General features: G+C 75.3%; 16 protein-coding genes and 1 pseudogene. 9 read left to right on the top strand and 8 right to left on the bottom strand.

Going from position 1 to position 16,266, the window contains the following annotated elements; genetic code table 11:
• Positions 1–523: 523 nt before the first annotated feature.
• A complete protein-coding gene (locus tag BJP25_RS22645; protein WP_075977015.1) occupies positions 524–1,294 on the bottom strand; it encodes an SAM-dependent methyltransferase in 771 nt (256 codons plus the stop codon).
• 77 nt (positions 1,295–1,371) lie between these two features.
• Here BJP25_RS22645 and BJP25_RS22640 point away from each other — a divergent pair, with 77 nt between their 5' ends.
• Complete coding sequence (locus tag BJP25_RS22640; RefSeq protein ID WP_075977034.1) at positions 1,372–2,421, top strand: alpha/beta fold hydrolase; 1,050 nt, start codon at positions 1,372–1,374, stop codon at positions 2,419–2,421.
• A gap of 5 nt (positions 2,422–2,426) precedes the next feature.
• Here the strand turns inward: BJP25_RS22640 and BJP25_RS22635 are convergent, their stop codons facing one another.
• Complete coding sequence (locus BJP25_RS22635) at positions 2,427–2,936, bottom strand: hypothetical protein (protein ID WP_075977014.1); 510 nt, start codon at positions 2,934–2,936, stop codon at positions 2,427–2,429.
• A gap of 58 nt (positions 2,937–2,994) precedes the next feature.
• Here BJP25_RS22635 and BJP25_RS22630 point away from each other — a divergent pair, with 58 nt between their 5' ends.
• Together BJP25_RS22630 and BJP25_RS22625 are read left to right on the top strand one after the other, a co-directional pair.
• Complete coding sequence (locus BJP25_RS22630) at positions 2,995–3,414, top strand: SRPBCC family protein (RefSeq protein WP_075977013.1); 420 nt, start codon at positions 2,995–2,997, stop codon at positions 3,412–3,414.
• 71 nt (positions 3,415–3,485) lie between these two features.
• Entirely contained in the window at positions 3,486–3,686 is a 201-nt protein-coding gene (locus tag BJP25_RS22625; RefSeq protein ID WP_075977012.1) for a DUF5302 domain-containing protein, read from the top strand.
• Between the two features lie 277 nt (positions 3,687–3,963).
• On the opposite strand, the gene BJP25_RS22620 is transcribed toward BJP25_RS22625, so the two are convergent.
• The 5 genes from BJP25_RS22620 to BJP25_RS22600 form a co-directional block, all read right to left on the bottom strand.
• Positions 3,964–5,334 carry a WS/DGAT/MGAT family O-acyltransferase gene (locus BJP25_RS22620; RefSeq protein ID WP_084794375.1) on the bottom strand — a complete coding sequence of 457 codons (1,371 nt, stop codon included), beginning with the start codon at positions 5,332–5,334 and terminating at the stop codon, positions 3,964–3,966.
• A gap of 83 nt (positions 5,335–5,417) precedes the next feature.
• Entirely contained in the window at positions 5,418–6,893 is a 1,476-nt protein-coding gene (locus tag BJP25_RS22615) for a serine/threonine-protein kinase (protein ID WP_269844567.1), read from the bottom strand.
• Between the two features lie 155 nt (positions 6,894–7,048).
• Positions 7,049–7,237, bottom strand: a complete 189-nt coding sequence (locus BJP25_RS22610; RefSeq protein ID WP_075977010.1) for a DUF397 domain-containing protein — start codon at positions 7,235–7,237, stop codon at positions 7,049–7,051.
• A 103-nt stretch (positions 7,238–7,340) separates the two neighbouring features.
• On the bottom strand, positions 7,341–7,565 hold the full coding sequence (locus tag BJP25_RS33620) for a DUF397 domain-containing protein (protein WP_075977009.1): 225 nt from the start codon (positions 7,563–7,565) through the stop codon (positions 7,341–7,343).
• Positions 7,562–8,422, bottom strand: a complete 861-nt coding sequence (locus BJP25_RS22600; RefSeq protein ID WP_075977008.1) for a helix-turn-helix domain-containing protein — start codon at positions 8,420–8,422, stop codon at positions 7,562–7,564. Before BJP25_RS22600 ends, BJP25_RS33620 begins: the two co-directional genes overlap by 4 nt.
• Positions 8,423–8,895: 473 nt before the next feature.
• Between BJP25_RS22600 and BJP25_RS22595 the strand changes: the two genes are divergently transcribed.
• The 5 genes and pseudogenes from BJP25_RS22595 (at position 8,896) to BJP25_RS22575 (ending at position 13,714) form a co-directional block, all read left to right on the top strand.
• Positions 8,896–10,029: an OmpA family protein gene (locus BJP25_RS22595; protein WP_075977007.1), complete on the top strand. Its 1,134-nt coding sequence runs from the start codon at positions 8,896–8,898 to the stop codon at positions 10,027–10,029.
• Entirely contained in the window at positions 10,026–11,216 is a 1,191-nt protein-coding gene (locus BJP25_RS22590) for a hypothetical protein (RefSeq protein ID WP_075977006.1), read from the top strand. The genes BJP25_RS22595 and BJP25_RS22590 overlap by 4 nt, the downstream gene beginning before the upstream one ends.
• Before the next feature lie 143 nt (positions 11,217–11,359).
• Positions 11,360–12,097, top strand: a pseudogene (locus BJP25_RS22585) (FAD-binding oxidoreductase); the annotation flags it as partial.
• A gap of 86 nt (positions 12,098–12,183) precedes the next feature.
• Positions 12,184–13,050, top strand: a complete 867-nt coding sequence (locus tag BJP25_RS22580; RefSeq protein WP_075977004.1) for a MaoC/PaaZ C-terminal domain-containing protein — start codon at positions 12,184–12,186, stop codon at positions 13,048–13,050.
• A 46-nt stretch (positions 13,051–13,096) separates the two neighbouring features.
• Positions 13,097–13,714 carry a class I SAM-dependent DNA methyltransferase gene (locus BJP25_RS22575; RefSeq protein WP_233158213.1) on the top strand — a complete coding sequence of 206 codons (618 nt, stop codon included), beginning with the start codon at positions 13,097–13,099 and terminating at the stop codon, positions 13,712–13,714.
• A 125-nt stretch (positions 13,715–13,839) separates the two neighbouring features.
• Here the strand turns inward: BJP25_RS22575 and shbA are convergent, their stop codons facing one another.
• Complete coding sequence (shbA, locus tag BJP25_RS22570; RefSeq protein ID WP_269844566.1) at positions 13,840–14,487, bottom strand: RNA polymerase sigma factor ShbA; 648 nt, start codon at positions 14,485–14,487, stop codon at positions 13,840–13,842.
• A 730-nt stretch (positions 14,488–15,217) separates the two neighbouring features.
• On the opposite strand from shbA, the gene BJP25_RS22565 reads away from it, so the two are divergent.
• Positions 15,218–16,132, top strand: a complete 915-nt coding sequence (locus tag BJP25_RS22565; protein WP_075977030.1) for a D-2-hydroxyacid dehydrogenase — start codon at positions 15,218–15,220, stop codon at positions 16,130–16,132.
• The last annotated feature ends 134 nt before the right edge of the window (positions 16,133–16,266 follow it).

The following is a 16,266-nucleotide window of genomic DNA, read 5'->3' as shown; positions in this document are numbered from 1 at the left end:
GGCGGGGGGTCCGGGGCCGGCGTCCTCCCCTTCGATACCGGAGAGGCGGGGGAGGGGTGGAATGGGGACAGAGTTGCGAGGAGTTCACCCCTTCGTGTGGTGGAGGGAGGTGGATGCGGGGTTGTTGGGGACGTGGAGAGAGTGGCAGGGGGTGAGGAGAGTGCCGGGCGCTCCAGGCGTAGGCGGTGGACTTGGGGGGTGAAGCCGGAGAGGGCCAGGGTGGCGAGGGTTGCGGGGTCGGCGTCTGTTCCGAGTGGAGTTTCCAGGTGGTGCTCAGCCCGCGCAAGGCGCAGGGTGCGCAGGCTGTGGACAACCAGAGCGGCTGCGTCTTCGGGCGTGGTGAACGACATCAGGTCGAGCAGCCACGGCACCGGCGCGCGGTCTGGTGACCACCACGCCAAGGACGCGGTCGGTGAGGCCCAACACCACTCCAGCCGGTGTGTGCCCGCCGACAGGCCCCGCGCGACGACGGGGCGCCAGGGTGGGGGGAGGAGGTGGAGGTCCGCGGGGGAGCGGAGGGGTCTCACGGCTTGCGGCCGACTCCGGCGTAGGCGAGGGAGTTGCGGGGGTCGGGGTCGGTGGGGGTGGTGTCGGGGTGCCAGAGGGGGGTCCAGACCACGCCTGGGGGGAGGAGGGTGGTGCCGGTGAAGAGGGCTTCGACCTCGCGCTTGTCGCGGGGGGTGCCGGGGGTGCCGTTGTCCCGGTAGAGCTTGCCCGCCTGGTCGAGGCCTTCGGGGTGGGCGTCGCGGGTGCCGTGGCTGATGACGAGGTGGCTGCCGGGGGCCATGGCGGCGATGTACTGGCGGAGGGCGTCGTGGGGGTCGGGGACGAAGTGCAGGACGGCGACCATGAGGACGGCGACGGGGCGGTCGAGGTCGAGCAGGGCGCGGACGGGGGCGGAGTCCAGGACGGACTCGGCGTCGAGCATGTCGGCCAGCAGGGGGGCGGCGAGGGGGGTGTCGGCGAGGACGATCTCGCTGTGGGCGACGGCGATGGGGTCGGAGTCGACGTAGACGACGCGGGCGTCGGGGGCGGTCTCGTGGACGTTGCCGACGGTGGGGATGCCCGAGCCGAGGTCGAGGAACTGGTCGACGCCCTGGGCGCGGCAGTAGCGCACGGCGCGGCGCAGGAAGTCGCGGTTGAGCACGGCCGCGGTCCTGGCCTCGGGCAGGGCGGCGACGAAGCGGTTGGCGAACTCGCGGTCCGGGGCGAAGTTGCAGGCCCCGCCCAGCAGGTAGTCGTAGATCCTGGCCGGGTGCGGCCGCTCCGGATCGATGGCGGACGGTCCTGACACGCGTGCCTCCCGGTGAGCATGAGCCCCGCGCGATACTAGCGGTGCGGCTGACGTGAGGAGCGGATGTGTCATCGGTACTGGCAGCGGCGCCGGGGTGGGTGTCCTCGGCGGCGGTGAACGTGGCGGCGAAGGTGCTGCGGGGCGGTCTGGCCGACCTGCGGCCGACGCCGAGGGCGCTGGTCGACCGGGGGCGGACCCGGTCGGTGTACCGGTTCACCCCGCCGGGTGCCGGGGACCCGGTGCTGCTGGTGCCGCCGCTGGCCGCGCCCGCGCTGTGCTTCGACCTGCGCCGCGGGTGCAGCGTGGCCGAGCACCTGGTGGGCACCGGCCGGTCGGTGTACCTGGTGGACTACGGGCAGGTGAGCTTCGCCGACCGGGGGCTGGGCCTGGAGCACTGGGTGGACGAGGTGCTGCCGCGGGCGGTGGAGGCGGTGAGCCGGGACGCGGGCGGGCGGCCGGTGCACGTGGTGGCGTGGTGCCTGGGCGGGATCATGTCGCTGCTGACCGCCGCCGACCGGCCCGACCTGCCGATCGCGTCGCTGACCAGCGTCGCGGCGCCGATCGACATGACCGCGATCCCGCTGGTGGCCCCGATCAAGCCGCTGGCCGACCTGACCGGGGGCTGGATCCTCACCCCCGCCTACCGGCTGCTCGGCGGGGCGCCGCGGGCCCTGGTCAAGCGGGCGTTCCAGATCTCGGCGATCGACAAGGTGGTCACCAAGCCGTACGCCGTCCTGCGCCACCTCGACGACGCGGACTTCCTGGCGCAGCTGGAGGCGGTGGACCGGTTCACCGACAACATGGCCGCCTACCCCGGGCGCACCTTCGGCCAGATCTACCACCGGTTCTTCCGCTCCAACGACCTCGCCGCGGGCGAGCTGGAGCTGGGCGGGCGGCGCATCTCGCTGCGCGAGGTGGCCGTGCCGGTGCTGGTCATCGCCGGGTCCACCGACGCGATCGCACCGCGGCGGGCGGTGCGGCACCTGCTCGACGTGCTGGACAAGGCCCCCGAGGTCCGCTTCCACACCTGCCCGGGCGGGCACCTGGGCGTGCTGGCGGGCCGGGCGGCGCGCACGACGACGTGGTCGCGCGTCGACGAGTTCCTGGCCGAGCACAACCCGCTCTGAGCGGGTCAGCAGCTGTCCGGGTTGTGCCTGCGGCGCACCGGCCGGGGCACCCGGGTCAGCGCGCGGACCCTGCGGGTGCGGCCGTGCACCGCGAGCAGGGCCAGCAGGTCGCCGTCGACCTCGGCGGCGAGCCTGCGCTGCGCCCAGTCGCTCGCCGCGAGCACGGCGGTGGCCTGCACCGGCCGCCCGGCGAGGGCGTCGCGCAGCAGCTTCCACTCGGCGATCCGCTCGCGCAGGAACGCCACGTGCCCGACGGCGGGGGCGACGTGGGCGGCCCACGCGTCGAAGTCGCCGCGCGCCTTGCCCCGCTCGTCGATCCTGGCCACCACCGCCGCGGTGGCCATCTCCCGCTCCGGGTCGGCCAGCACCAGCGCCAGGAACGCCCGCTCGTCCACCGGGTCCGCCGCCCGGTACCACTCGAAGCGGAGGTGCTCGTCCCCCGCGAGCGCGTGCGGGTCGTGGTCCGCGCGTCCGGTCAGCGCCGCCACGGCCGAGATGTGGTCCAGCAGGTTCACCGTTCTTTCCTCCGCCGGAAAGGGTAGTGGGGGCGATCACCGGCGCTACCCTGACCCGATGGAGTTCGGCACGTCGGTGGTGGTGGCGGCCCCGGTGGGCCTGGTGTGGTCGGTGTACGCCGACGTCGAGCGGTGGCCGTCGTGGACGGCGTCGGTGACCTCGGTGGAGCTGCTGACCCCCGGCCCGCTCGCCCTCGGCAGCCGGGCCAGGGTCAAGCAGCCGCGGCTGCCCACGACCGTCTGGCGGGTGGTGGAGCTGGACCAGGGCCGGTCGTGGACGTGGGAGGCCCGCGGCCCCGGCGTGCTGACCACCGCCACGCACCGGGTGGACCCGGCCGAGGGCGGCTCGCTGGTGACGCTCGGCCTGGTGCAGGCGGGCTGGCTGGGCGGCCTGGTGGGCCGGTTCACCGCAGGCCTGACCGACCGCTACCTCGCCCTGGAGGCCGAGGGCCTGAAGGCGCGCGCGGAGTCCCGGTAACCTCGAACCGGGCTCGCCCACCCGGCACCGCCGCGGCGGCCCGAGCCCACCGAACCGAACCGGAGGCCCCGATGACCGACCAGCCCCCCGCCGACGCCGCACCGGCCGAGGAGCAGGAACCCCAGGACCTCAAGAGCCAGTTCCGCGCCGCCCTGGAGCGCAAGCAGGCCCAGGCCCGCTCGGGCCAGGAGCACGTCACCGGCGGCGCCAAGGCCCAGTCCGCCCACGGCCGCGCGGGCGGCAAGCGCCAGTTCCGCCGCAAGAGCGGCTGACCCACCCCCCGCACCGCCCCGCCGGCCCGCCCGGCGGGGCGGTCGCGTGTCCGCACCCGGTCGGGTGGGCGGCAGTCCGGCTGCGAGGTCGGGACAGCGCGTCGCATCCAGCCCGCACTTCCGCTGTGGGAGCAGCGCGCCCACCCACCCAACGCAACGCGCCCCACGCGACCTGCTCGATGGGGTGGTTGTGCTTGGCCGTAGGGGCCACGACCAAGCGCAACCACCGCATCGAGCCAGCAAGGCAATCCGCGTGCTCTCGCAAGCCCGAGCCGTCCTACAGGATCGTCTTCTCCATCGCCGCGAGCGAGTCCTCCAGGAACGTCAGCAGCCGTTGCAGCCGGGGGACGCTGCGCCTGCACCCGGTCAGCCCGAACTCCAGCGTCCCCGCGTAGCTCGTCACCGTGATGTTGAGCGCCTGGCCCTCGTACGGGATGGAGACGGGGTAGACGCCGGTCATCCGGGCGCCGTTCCAGTACAGGGGTTCGGCGGGGCCGGGGACGTTGGAGATCAGCAGGTTGAACGCGGGTGGGGTGATCTTCGCGGCGCCGGGCAGCAGGGACAGCGCGAGCGGGGTGAACGGGATCGCGCTCAGTGCGGTGACCTGGAGCGGTGTCATGCCGCGGTAGAAGTCCTTGCCGCGCTGCATGGAGGCGGTGATGGCGGCCAGCCGGGCGGCGGGGTCGTCGAGGTCGGTGGCCAGGGTGCACAGGATGATGCCGACCGCGTTGCCGCCGACGCCGTCGCCCTCGCGCAGGGAGATGGGGACGGCGGCGACCAGCGGCTTGTCCGGCAGGGCGCCCAGTTCCAGCAGGTAGGTGCGCAGGGCGCCCGCGCACATGGCGAGCATGACGTCGTTGACCGTGGCGCCCGCGGCGGCACCGACCGCGCGGATGCGGGTCAGCGGCCAGCCCTGGGCGGCGAAGCGGCGGGCGCCGGTGATCGGGACGTTGAGGATGGACTTGGGGGTCTCGTGCGGGAGGGTGGCCGACTGCTCCTGGAAGGCCTGGTTGACGTAGCGCAGCACCGCCGGGCCGAGGCCAAGCAGGTCGCGGGCCAGGTTCGCCGCGGACACCAGCCCGGCGAACGGTTCAGGCTCGCGGTGCGGGGGCGGGGCGGTGGCGTCCGTGCGGACCCGGGGGGACCAGGGCGGGCGCACGCCCCGGTCGGCGGGGTCGGTGCTGAGGGTGTCCTCCAGCAGGCGCAGCGCGGACACGCCGTCGAGCAGGGCGTGGTGGGCCTTGGTGTAGACGGCGTACCGGTTGTCCTCCAGGCCCTCGATGAGGTGGCACTCCCACAGCGGGCGGTGCCGGTCGAGCAGCGAGCCGTGCAGCCGCGACACCAGCTCCAGCAGCTCGCGGACCCGGCCGGGGCGCGGCAGGGCGGAGAGCCGGACGTGGTACTCCAGGTCGAGGTTGTCGTCGTTGGCCCACGCCCACTGCCCGGGGGTGCCCAGCGGGCTGCGCGGGCGGCGGCGGAACAGCGGCCGGATGTCGGCGTGCGAGAGCAGGTCGCGGTGCAGCTCGATGATGTGGTCGGGGCCCGCGCCCTCGGGCAGCTCGAAGAGCTGGAGCCCACCGACGTGCAACGGGTGCTCCCGCGTCTCGCCCAGCAGGAACATCGAGTCCGTCGGCGGCATCACGGGCATGGCGGGTCCTCCTCGACCCCGGGGTGCGCCCCCGGTCCCCCAACGCTGCCACCCGTTCGTGGTTGCCGCAATCACAGCCCGCGTCAGCGGGGGTCGGAGTCGATGAGCAGCTGCCCGTCGAGGGAGACGACCACGACGCGCAGCCTGCGCACCTGCTCGGCGCCGCCCGCGGTCTTGGTGGTGACCTCGACCGGCACGGTGACCGAGCCGTCGGCGTTGGGGCTGACCCCGTTGGCGTCGCGCGAGGCCACGTAGGCGAACGCGCCCCAGTACTGCTCGAACTGGGCCTGGCCGCCGAACACGGCCTGGGCGTTGGGGCCGAGCATGGCCCACCGCTGCGCGAGCGGGGCGTCGCCGTAGAACTCGATCACCCGGCGGCCCGCCGCGCCCCAGTCGGTGACCTTGGCCGACCCCTGCGGGGGGCTGCTGGGCGTGGTGGTGGTCGGCTGCGCCTGCTGGGGCGGTTGCCCCGGGACGGTGACGGTGCTGGTCACCGCGGGGGGCAGCGCGGTCTCGCCGCCGGAGTTTGTGAGGATGACGGTGACGACCGCGGCGGCGAGGGCGACCACGACGAGCGCGGCGCCGACGAGCACGCCGCGCTGGGCGCCCGCCTGCGGCGCGGGCCGGGGGGCCGGTGCCGCGGCGGGGCGGGCGGGCGCGGGGGGCGGGACCGGCGGCAGCGCGGTGGTGCGCTGCGGGGGCGCGGGCCGGGCGGGCACGGTGCGCTGGTCGGCGGCCAGGGCGGGGGTGGGCGAGGCGGGGGTGGGCAGGGCGAGCAGCGGGGCGGTGGGCAGGGTGAGCGCGGAGATCGCCTGCTCCATCGTGGGCCGGTCGGCCGGGTCGACGCTGAGCAGCGACATCAGCGGGTCGGTGAGCCTGCCCGCGTTGCGCGGCGGCGGCACCCGGCCGGAGGCGACCGCGTGCAGCAGGGCCAGCGCGTTGGTGTTGAGGCCGAACGGCGGGGCGCCCTCCAGCGCGTGGTAGAGCGCGGCGCCGAGGGAGAACACGTCCGAGGCGCGGCTGGGGTCCTGGCCGCGGGCGACCTCCGGGGCCAGGTAGGCGGGGGTGCCCGCGAGCATGCCGGTCTCGGTGACGGTGCCGTCGTCGATGGCCCGGGAGATGCCGAAGTCGGTGATCTTCACCGTGCCCTTGTCGTCGAGCAGGATGTTGCCCGGCTTGACGTCGCGGTGCACGATCCCGGCGCTGTGCGCGGCGGCCAGCGCGGCGGCGACCTGCGAGCCGATCGCGGCGACCTCCTCCGGGGGCAGCGTGCCGCGTTCGGCCAGCACCGCCGACAGGCTGCGCGAGGGCAGGAACTCCATGACCAGGCAGGGCTCGCCGTCGTGCTCGGCGACGTCGAGCATGGCGATGGCGTTGCGGTGCTGCAGGCGCGCGGCGATGCGCGCCTCGCGCATCGCCCGCCTGCGCGCCTCCTCGGTCTGCTGGGTGTCCAACCCCGGCCGCACCACCAGCTGCTTGATTGCGATGACCCGCTGCAGCCGCTCGTCCTCGGCCTTCCAGACGATGCCCATGGCGCCGCTGCCGATGGTCTCCAGCAACCGATACCGCCCGGCGACCAGCTGACCCTGTTCGATGACCGCCTACTCCTCGTCGTGTGGTTCCAGGCCCCGACCCGGACCCCGAGGGTAGCGAACCCGCTCGGAGCACCGGCGGTTCGTCCGGTGGGCGGTGCCCACCGCGTGAGACCCCCGTCTCACGCGGCCGGGCCACCACCGCGCCCGGTGGCCTTCACCGAGCGCAGGAATCCCTGCCAGGCGCCGGTGTAGGGGATGGTGAGCACGGTCGACGGCTCGACGCCCCGCACCTCGACGACGTGCGGCCCCACCCGCACCTCGACGCAGCTGCCGTTGCTGCACCTGCTGCTCTTGCGGAACGCGACCACGGAACGACCCCCTCCCGCCCGTCGCGCCACCGGGACCCCGGTGCCCGGAGGTCAGCGGTGGAACAGGGCGTTCACGTTGAGGTTAGCGCTCGGTAACCGCTGATCACCAGCGACGGAAATCGGACACCTGGCCGAGCCCGTCCGCCTTCACCAGCGCGGTGAAGCTGACCCACCCGGCCGGGGGGTACTGCTGGGCGGGGGCGGCGGGGTTCTTGCCGTCGCGCATGGCGACCCGGCCGTTGGCGAGCACGGCCACCTGCACGCAACTGCCGCTGGCGCAGAAGCTGCTCTGCCGGAACTCGGGGGCTGTCTCCACTGTGGTTCTCACTCGTATCTGCTCCTGGCCTCGGTGATGAGGCGGGCGGTGTCCTCCTCGCCGAGGCTCTTCTCGGCGAGGGCCTGGAAGAACAGGGTGTACCGCTCGACGTCGGCTTCCATCTCCAGCCAGCGGTCACCCCCTGGCAGTTCGAGGTTGACCGTGTGCCGGTCGAAGTCGGTGTCGAAGGTGAACACCACGAACGTGCACTGCGCGCCGAGGTCGGGCACGGCGCTGAACGGGTGCACGCGCAGCCGCAGGCCGGGGGTGTCGTTGACGCGCAGCAGGGCGTCGAGCTGCCCGCGCATGATGTCCCGGGAGCCGACGGTGCGGTAGAGCGCGGACTCGTCGAGCAGCATGTCGATGCGCGGGTAGTCGGTGCGGGCCCGGAACTGCTGCTGGCGCTTCATCCGCAGCTCGACCCGCTGCTCCAGGATGGCGGCGGGTTCGTGCGGGAACATGCCGTGGAACAGCGCCCTGGCGTACTCCTCGGTCTGCACCTGGGCGAAGACGAAGGACAGCCCGAAGCTGCGTTGCAGCGAGGCCTCGGACTCCAGGGAGATGTACTGGTCGAGGTTGCTGGTGAGCGCGTCGTTGAGGTCCTGCCACCAGGCCTGGCGGCGGCCGTCGCCCGCCAGGCGCAGCAGCCGGTCCTGGGTGCGCTGGTCGTCGAGGCCGTAGAGGGCGAGCAGGTCGCGCACGTCGCGGGCCTTGGGGATGCCCTGGCCGGTCTCCAGCCTGCTGATCTTGCTGGTGCTGCACTCCAGGTGCGCGGCGGCGTGCTCCAGGTGCAGTCCCGCGGCCTCGCGCAGGCGGCGCAGCTCGGCGCCGAGGCGGCGGCGGGGGATGAGCGGGCCCTGGCTGGGCATGTCCCTCTTCCTCCTCACCCCGCGGCCCGGGGCGGCCGGGTCCGGCGGCACGGCGTGCTGCGGCTGCGGTGACGCGGTGGTGCTCTGGCGTGCTGTGCTGTCCAGCGACGTGCTGCTGTCCAGCGACGTGCAATTGCATGGCGAAAACGCCCGGCGCAGGTTACCACCGTCGGCGGTTGCGTTCGCGCCGACCGGTCGGGCGCACTGCCGCCCCGGGTGCTCGACCGCGGGGAACCAGCAGGTCAACGGTTGATCAACGACCGCGACGAGGACGGGGTGCTGCCGGTGTCGGCGATTCACCCGTTCGGCGCTACCCAGGCGGGATCCGCTGGTGCAAGCGGGTGACGGTCGTGAATGCAATTGCATGGAGGGCTTGCGCGCAGCAAGCGAGGAACCGCAATCTAAGCGTGGGCGTTGCGGCGCCACACCGCGGGCGGAGCCGGGAGCCGCCCGCTCGGGAAGGGGGAACGGCGATGAAGGGGAACCACCAGGTCACTGCACTGGCACTGCTCGCGCTGCTCGGCGCGGGCTGCTCCACCGGCCCGCGGGACGAGGCGCGCGTCCTCGTCCTGGCGGTCTCGGCCACGGCGAACGAACCCGCGCCCACCCCCTCCGCCGCCGTGCGCGCGGCGGTGGGGGCGGCGCTCGGGGAGGGGGGCACCACCCTGCACCTGGTGCTCGGCGGCGACGACCACCCGGCGGAAGTGCGCGCCGAGGAGCTGGCGCTGCGCCGCGGCGACCAGGTCGAGCACGACGCGGGCAGGCGGGCCCGCCTCACCGCCGAGGTCACCGACCGGCTGGCCGCCGAGCTGGCGGGCACCGGCGGCACCGCCACCCACCTCGACCCGCTGGCCCTGCTGCACCACATCGCCCGCACCCCGGGCCCCGGCACCGGCGTGCTGGTGGCCTCCGGGTTGCAGACGACCGGCCCGCTGGCCACCGCGCTGCTGGGCTGGGACCGGGTGGGCACCCCCGCCACCACCGAGCTGGCCCGGCAGCTGGGCCTGGTCCCCGACCTGCGCGGCAAGCGGGTGCTGTTCTCCGGTCTCGGCGACACCGCCCCGCCGCAGCGCCCGCTGCCCCCGCAGCTGCGCCACCGCCTCGTCGACTTCTGGCTCGACCTGTGCCGTGCGGGCGGCGCGGAGGACTGCGCGGTCGACCCCGAGCCGCTGACCGCCCGCCCGGTGGCGACCGCGGGCGCGGACCTGGTGCCGGTGCCCGAACCGCCGGTGGTCCCGGCGGGCGTGCCCGCCCCGGTCCTCCAGCTCCCCAGCGACGTCCTCTTCGAGCCGGACCGGGCGGTGCTGGTTCCCGAGGCGCTCCCGGTCCTGCGCCAGGTCGCCGAGCGCCTGCCCGCGGGCGCCCGCATCACCCTGACCGGCCACACCGCCTCCGTCGGACCCGCCGCCTCGGCGCGCGAGCTGAGCCTGGCCCGCGCGGGGGCGGTGCGCGACGGCTTGGCGGGCCTGGGCATCCCGCCAGACCGCGTGGCGGTGCGGGGGGTGGGCTTCGACGAACCGGTGGTCGTCGACCGCGACGCCGCGGGGGCGCTGGTGCCCGCCGCCGCCCAGCGGAACCGGGTCGTGACGCTGGTGGTGATCCCGTGAGGGCCCGGGTGCCGCTGCGGTGGTGGGTGCGGCCGCGGCGGGCGGGGGCGGTGGAGTTCCTCGTGCGGTCCGGGGGCGCGGGCGGGCCCGCGGAGCAGGTGCGGTTCGAGGGCGCCCTGCGGGGCCTCGGCTGGCGGGGGCGGCGCGTGTGCGCGTGGGTGGGCGGGACCCTGCGGGCCGTCCGCGCGGTCGAGCTGCACTGCGCGGACGCCCTGGCCGCCGAGGCGCGGGTGCGCGGGCGGGGGGAGTGGACGGGCACGGCCGCGCAGGCGCAGGGGGAGCTGCGCGCCACCCGGGCCGCCATCGAGGAGGAGCGCGGGCGCGGGATCGGCTTGCACGACCAGGTGCGCGGGCCGTGGGGCACCCTGGTGTCCTACCTGCTCCTGCTCGTGGACGCCGTCGCGCTGCTGGTGGTGTTCGGGTTGCTGCTCAACCTCGACTGGGCCGACCCCGCGCCCGCGGCCGCCGTCACCGCCGTCGCGTTCGCGGTGTTCGGGGCCGTGGTGCAGGCCGAGTTGGCGGTGGAGGTGGGCAGGCGGGTGTGGCGGTGGCGGGTCGACAGCGCCTACCCCGACCGCGAGCACGACCCGGCGGCCGACTTCCCGCCGCGCGCGCTCGTGCTCGGGGTGCTGTGCCTGCTGCTGGTGCTGGTCAGCGCGGCCGCGGCGGCGTCGGTGTTCCTGCGGCTGCGCTACGAGGGCGAGCTGGTCGACCAGGTGGGCGTGGCGTCGGTGGTGGGGGCGGTGCTGGCCGGGTGCGCGGTGGCCGCGCCCTGGGTGCTGGTGCTGCGGCACGCCTTCGACGGGTCGCCGCTCACCCGGCGGGCGCGCCTGCTGGGCGGGGTGGTGCGCCGGGCGGACCGGGAGTGGGCGCGGGCGCTGCGCCGGGCCGACCGGGCGGTGGGGCGGGCCAGGGCGCGCGACGCGCGGGCGGTGCGGGTGCGCGAGCGGGTCGGCCTGGCCGCGCGGGCGCGGCTGCGCCGGGAGCGGCGGGTGGTGCTGCTGGCCAGGGCGTGCGCGGGCGGCCCGCCGCTCGAGGAGCTGTCCACCCCCGGCTGCGCCGTGCTCGACACCGCCTTGGCCCAGTCGGCGGAGGCGGTGCTCGCCGCGCGGGCGCTGCGGGCCTCGCTCACCGGCCGCGCCGCCCCGGTCGTGCCTGGTGGGGAGCTGGTGCGGCCGGACTGGTGAACGTTGTCACCGGCGGAGCGGGCGGTGCTCACGCCGGGCCGGGTCCCGGGCGCCAGGGTTCCCCCGGCCCGGCGCCGGCGCGATGATGGCAGGCGGGCCCGCTCCGGGGCGCGAGGGATCGAGGGGGGACCGCTGTGGCGGCACTGACGACGCACCTGCTGACCGTCGCCGAGGTGGTCGCCGAGACGCCGGACGCGTGCTCGATCGCCTTCGACGCCGAGCTGGACTACCGGCCGGGGCAGTTCCTCACCCTGCGGGTGCCCAGCGAGCGGACCGGGTCGGTGGCGCGCTGCTACTCGCTGTGCAGCTCCCCGCACGTCGGGGACCGGCCGCAGGTGACGGTCAAGCGCACCGCGGGCGGCTACGCCTCGAATTGGTTGTGCGACAACGTGGCCGCGGGCGACACCATCGAGGTCCTGGCCCCGTCGGGGGTGTTCGGGCCCAAGCACTACGACGACGACCTGCTGCTGGTCGCGGGCGGGTCGGGCATCACGCCGGTCATGTCGGTCCTCAAGTCCGCGCTGGCGCGCGGCGAGCGCGAGGTGGCGCTGGTCTACGCCAACCGCGACGAACCGTCGGTGATCTTCGCTGAGCAGCTGCGCGGGTTGGCCGAGCGGTACCCGGGCAGGCTGACCGTGGCGCACTGGCTGGAGTCCGAGCGCGGCCTGCCCTCGGTGGCCGACCTGGCCGGGCTGGCCGCCGCGCACGCCGACCACGACGCGTTCCTGTGCGGGCCGCAGCCGTTCATGAAGGCCGTGGTGGAGGCGCTGACCGAGCTGGGGGTGCCGCGCGAGCGCAGGCACATGGAGCGGTTCGTGTCGCTGGCGGCCAACCCGTTCGAGCGGGCCGAGCAGGCCAGGGCGGCCGCGGCCACCGCGGCGGCCGACTGACCCGCCCGCCCGGCCCGGCCGGGGGCGGCGGGACAATCGGGGCGACCGCAGCCGCCCAGTGGTGAGGACCCGCGCCCATGCCGATCGACCCCGCCGTGGCGGTGGGTGCGCGCCTCCCCGACGTCGTGCACTCCTGGGACGCCACCGACGTCCTGCGCTACCACCTGGCCCTGGGCGCGGGCAGCGACCCGTTCGACCCGCGCGAGCTGCGCTGGGCCTACGAGGACGGGCTGCGGGTGCTGCCCACCTACGCCGCGCTGGCGCCGAGCCTGGGCATGTTCGAGCCGCCGCGGCTGGAGCTGCCCGGGGTGCGCGCCGACCTGGCCGCGGTGCTGCACGGCGGGCAGTCGGTGGTGCTGGCCGGGCCGCTGCCGACCGCGGGCCGGGTGCGGGTGGAGCGCACGCTGACCCGGGTGCTGGACAAGGGCGGCAGCGCGGTGGTGGTCGTGGAGTCGGTGGCGCACCCGGCGGACGGGGGCGAGCCGTGGTGGCGCAGCACCTCCACGCTCGTCGTGCGCGGCGCGGGCGGGTTCGGCGGGGCGCGTGGGCCCAAGGCGGCGCCGTGGGTGCCCGACCGGCCCGCGGACCTGGTGGTGGACTCCGCGACGCTGCCGCAGCAGGCGCTGCTCTACCGGTTGTGCGGCGACCGCAACCCCCTGCACGCCGACCCGGCCTTCGCCAGGGCGGCCGGGTTCCCGGCGCCGGTCCTGCACGGCCTGTGCACCTACGGCGTGGTGTGCAAGGCGCTGGTGGGCGCGGTGCTCGACGGCGACTCCGACCGGGTCACGGGGTGCTCGGCGCGGTTCGCGGGCGTGGTCTACCCGGGGGAGGTCCTGCGCACCCGCGCGTGGGTGGGGCCGGGCGGGCTGCGGGCCGCCACCACCGTCCCGGCGCGCGACGACGCCCCCGCCCTGGCCGAGGTGGAGCTGACCTGGGCGGGGTGAGCGCCCACCCTGGACCGGTGCGGTGGGCACGGGCATGCTGTGCGGCGTGACCGAGAACCCCGTCCCCACCCCCGCCTTCGACCTCATCGGCAGGCGCTACGACGAGTCCTTCCTGGAGCGCGACGCGCAGATCGCCGAGGCCCAGTGGTTGATCGACCAGCTGCCCGCGGGCTCGCGCGTGCTGGACCTGGGCTGCGGCAGCGGCCTGCCCACCGTCAAGCAGTTCGTCGAGGCGGGCCTGGACGTGGTGGGCGTCGACGAGTCGTCGGTGATGCTCGACCTGGCCCGGGAGCAGGCCCCGGGCGCCGAGTACGTGCTCGGCGACATCCGCGACCTGGAGCCGCTGGGCGAGTTCGACGCGGTGGCGACCTTCTTCGCGCTGCTGATGCTCAAGCGCGACGACATCGTGACCACCCTGGCGGGCATCCGCCGCCTGCTGCGCGGGCCGGGGCTGCTGGCGGTGAGCATGGTGCAGGGCGACTTCGACGCGCTGCCGGTGAACTTCCTCGGCTCGCCCACCACCGTCACCGCCTACCCGCCGCACGAGCTGCGCCGGGTGGTGGCCGAGGCCGGGTTCGAGGTCACCGCGCTGCGCGAGTACGAGGCCCAGGCCGAGCCCGGCCGCATCGAGGTGCAGCTCTACCTGCGCGCCCGCGCGGTCTGAGGTCCCGCGCGAGCAGCGGAGAAGTCGGGAGCAGCAAAAAGCAGGAGCGGCGCCTCCGGGGTGGGCGCCGCTCCTGCGTCTTCAGCGGGGACTGCTCGTGGGGTGGCCGGTCAGGGGGTGGCCGGTCAGAGCCAGTCGCCCGCGCTCAGGCCCGCGCGCAGCCGGGTGAGGGCGCGGTGCTGGGCGACGCGGACGGCGGTGGCGGTCAGGCCGATGGCGGTCGCGGTCTCCTGGGCGGAGAGGCCGACCACCAGGCGCAGCACCAGGATCTCGCGCTGGCGCGGGGCCAGGGTGTCCAGCAGCGCGACCAGGCGGGTGCGCATCTCCCCGCGCAGCATGGTCTGCTCCGGGCCGAGGCCGTGGTCGACGGTGTCGGGCACGTCGGCGACGGGGTCGGAGCGGTCGCGGCCGGAGCGGCGGTAGTAGTCGGCGACCTTGTGCGAGGCGATGCCGTAGACGAACGGCAGGAACGACTCGCGGTCGTCGGAGTAGCGCGGCAGCGCGCCGAGCACCGCCAGCATGATCTCCTGGGCCACGTCGTCGGCGGAGGAGTAGGCCGACCCGGTGCGCCCGATGCGGGCCCGGCAGTAGCGCACGATCGCCGGGTTGATCCAGGTGAACAGGGTGCCGATGGCCTCGTTGTCCCCGGCCATGGAGGCGGCGACCAGCTCGTGGAACGCCGCGGACTTGAGCCGGGCGAAGACGGCGTCGGTGGTCGCCGCGCGCTGGCGCGGCGCGGCGGTGTCCGCGGTGGACGGGGTCGAAGCACTCACATGAGCCCCCAGGAGTAGCGGCGCGCCGAGGAGGGGCGCGCGCCGACGAAGTCCGGAACGACGAGGGTGTCCCGGCTCACCGCTCCACCCGTCCGCTGCACAGTCGGATTCGATGGTGGCCCTGACGGAGAGTGATGTTAGCCGGGTTCCCCGCTCCGCACCAGAGCCGTGACTGCTGCACAAGGGGGATAGTTCTAGCTTCAACCTCACTCCGGTAGGGGCCCAACGGCCCTAGTCCCCCGGGACCGGTCCCGACCTGCCCGCCGCCGCGCGCGCCCTCCGGACTCACCCCAGGTCACCTGCTGTTCTTCGGGATCGGTCGCGGCGACGTACCCTGGACCGGTGAGACCGGGGAACGTTCGCCCCCGGAGCAGGGACAACCAGTGGACGACCTCCGACCAGCGGCTCCGGCAGCGTGACGGGCGTTGGGCCGATCGAGTGATGGGGCTCCACGGATGGAGCAACGCCCGATCGGTGCCGCCCCCCGGGGTCCCCGCCCCCCAGACGGGATGACGCCACTCTGATGCACCCCTCCCCGCCCACCGACCCGCACCACCCCGCTCAGCCCGCCCACCCGCAGCAGTCCTCTGGGCCCGCCCACCCGCCGAATTCCTCTCAGCCCGCCCACCCGCCCCAGTCCTCTCAGCCCGCCCACCCGCCCCAGCCCTCCCCGGAGCGCCGCACCCCACCCGTGGTGGTCGTGCTGCACGGCGCCGACCGCCCGCCCGCCATGGAGGCGGTGGAGGCGCTGGCCCGGGTCCGCTACACCCGCGCCGACGGGCTGTGGTCGGCGCTCAACGGCGCCGACGTGCTGTTCGCCTGGGACGGCCGGGCGGCCGGGCTGGAGCAGGCCTGGGACGCCGCCGACGACCTGCGCTGGGTGCACGCGGCGGGGGCGTCGGTGGAGCGGCTGCTGTTCCCGGGCCTGCGCGACGGCGAGGTGCTGCTGACCAACGCGCGCGGGGTGTTCGACGAGCCGATGGCCGAGTACGTGCTGGGCCTGCTGCTCGCCTTCGCCAAGGACCTGCCCGCGACGCTGCGGATGCAGCAGCGCAGGGTGGTGGCCCATCGCGAGACCGAGCGGCTGGCCGGGTCGCGGGCGCTGGTGGTGGGCACCGGCCCGATCGGCCGGGCGATCGCCCGCAAGCTCGGCGCCGCCGGGGTCGTGGTGTCCGGGGCCGGGCGGGTGCCGCGCACCGCCGACCCGGACTTCGGCGACGTGGTCGCGACCTCCGCGCTGCGCGAGGCGCTGCCCCGCCAGGACTGGGTGGTGCTCGCCGCCGCGCTCACCCCCGAGCACGAGGGCCTGTTCGACCGCGCCGCGCTGCGCGCGATGCGCCGCACCGCCAGGCTGGTCAACGTCGGCCGCGGCGGGCTGGTGGTGCAGGCGGACCTGGTGGACGCGCTGGACGCCGGGGAGATCGCCGGCGCGGCGTTCGACGTGTTCGCCGACGCCCCGCTGTCCCCGACCTCGCCGCTGTGGGACATGCCGAACGTGCTGATCTCCCCGCACATGTCCGGCGACGTCGTGGGGTGGCGCGAGGAGCTGGTGCGCCGGTTCCAGGACAACCTGCGCCGCTACCGCGACGGCAGGCCGCTGCAGAACGTCGTCGACAAGCGCCGGGGCGCCGCCCGCCGCGGTTAGCGGGCCTTGTCGGAACGCGACAGCGTTGCCTCGCGGAGGACTGCCGCCGCGCACAAAAACGACGGGTGCTCGCGACCGGGGCGTGATCGGTCGACCACGCCCTGACCTGCGGTGATACCGCTCCCCGTGCCCCG

Source organism: Actinokineospora bangkokensis (genome assembly GCF_001940455.1).
Lineage (GTDB): Bacteria > Actinomycetota > Actinomycetes > Mycobacteriales > Pseudonocardiaceae > Actinokineospora > Actinokineospora bangkokensis.
The sequence above is the reverse complement of the archived record's forward strand: the minus strand, read 5'-3'. Positions and strand labels throughout refer to the sequence as shown.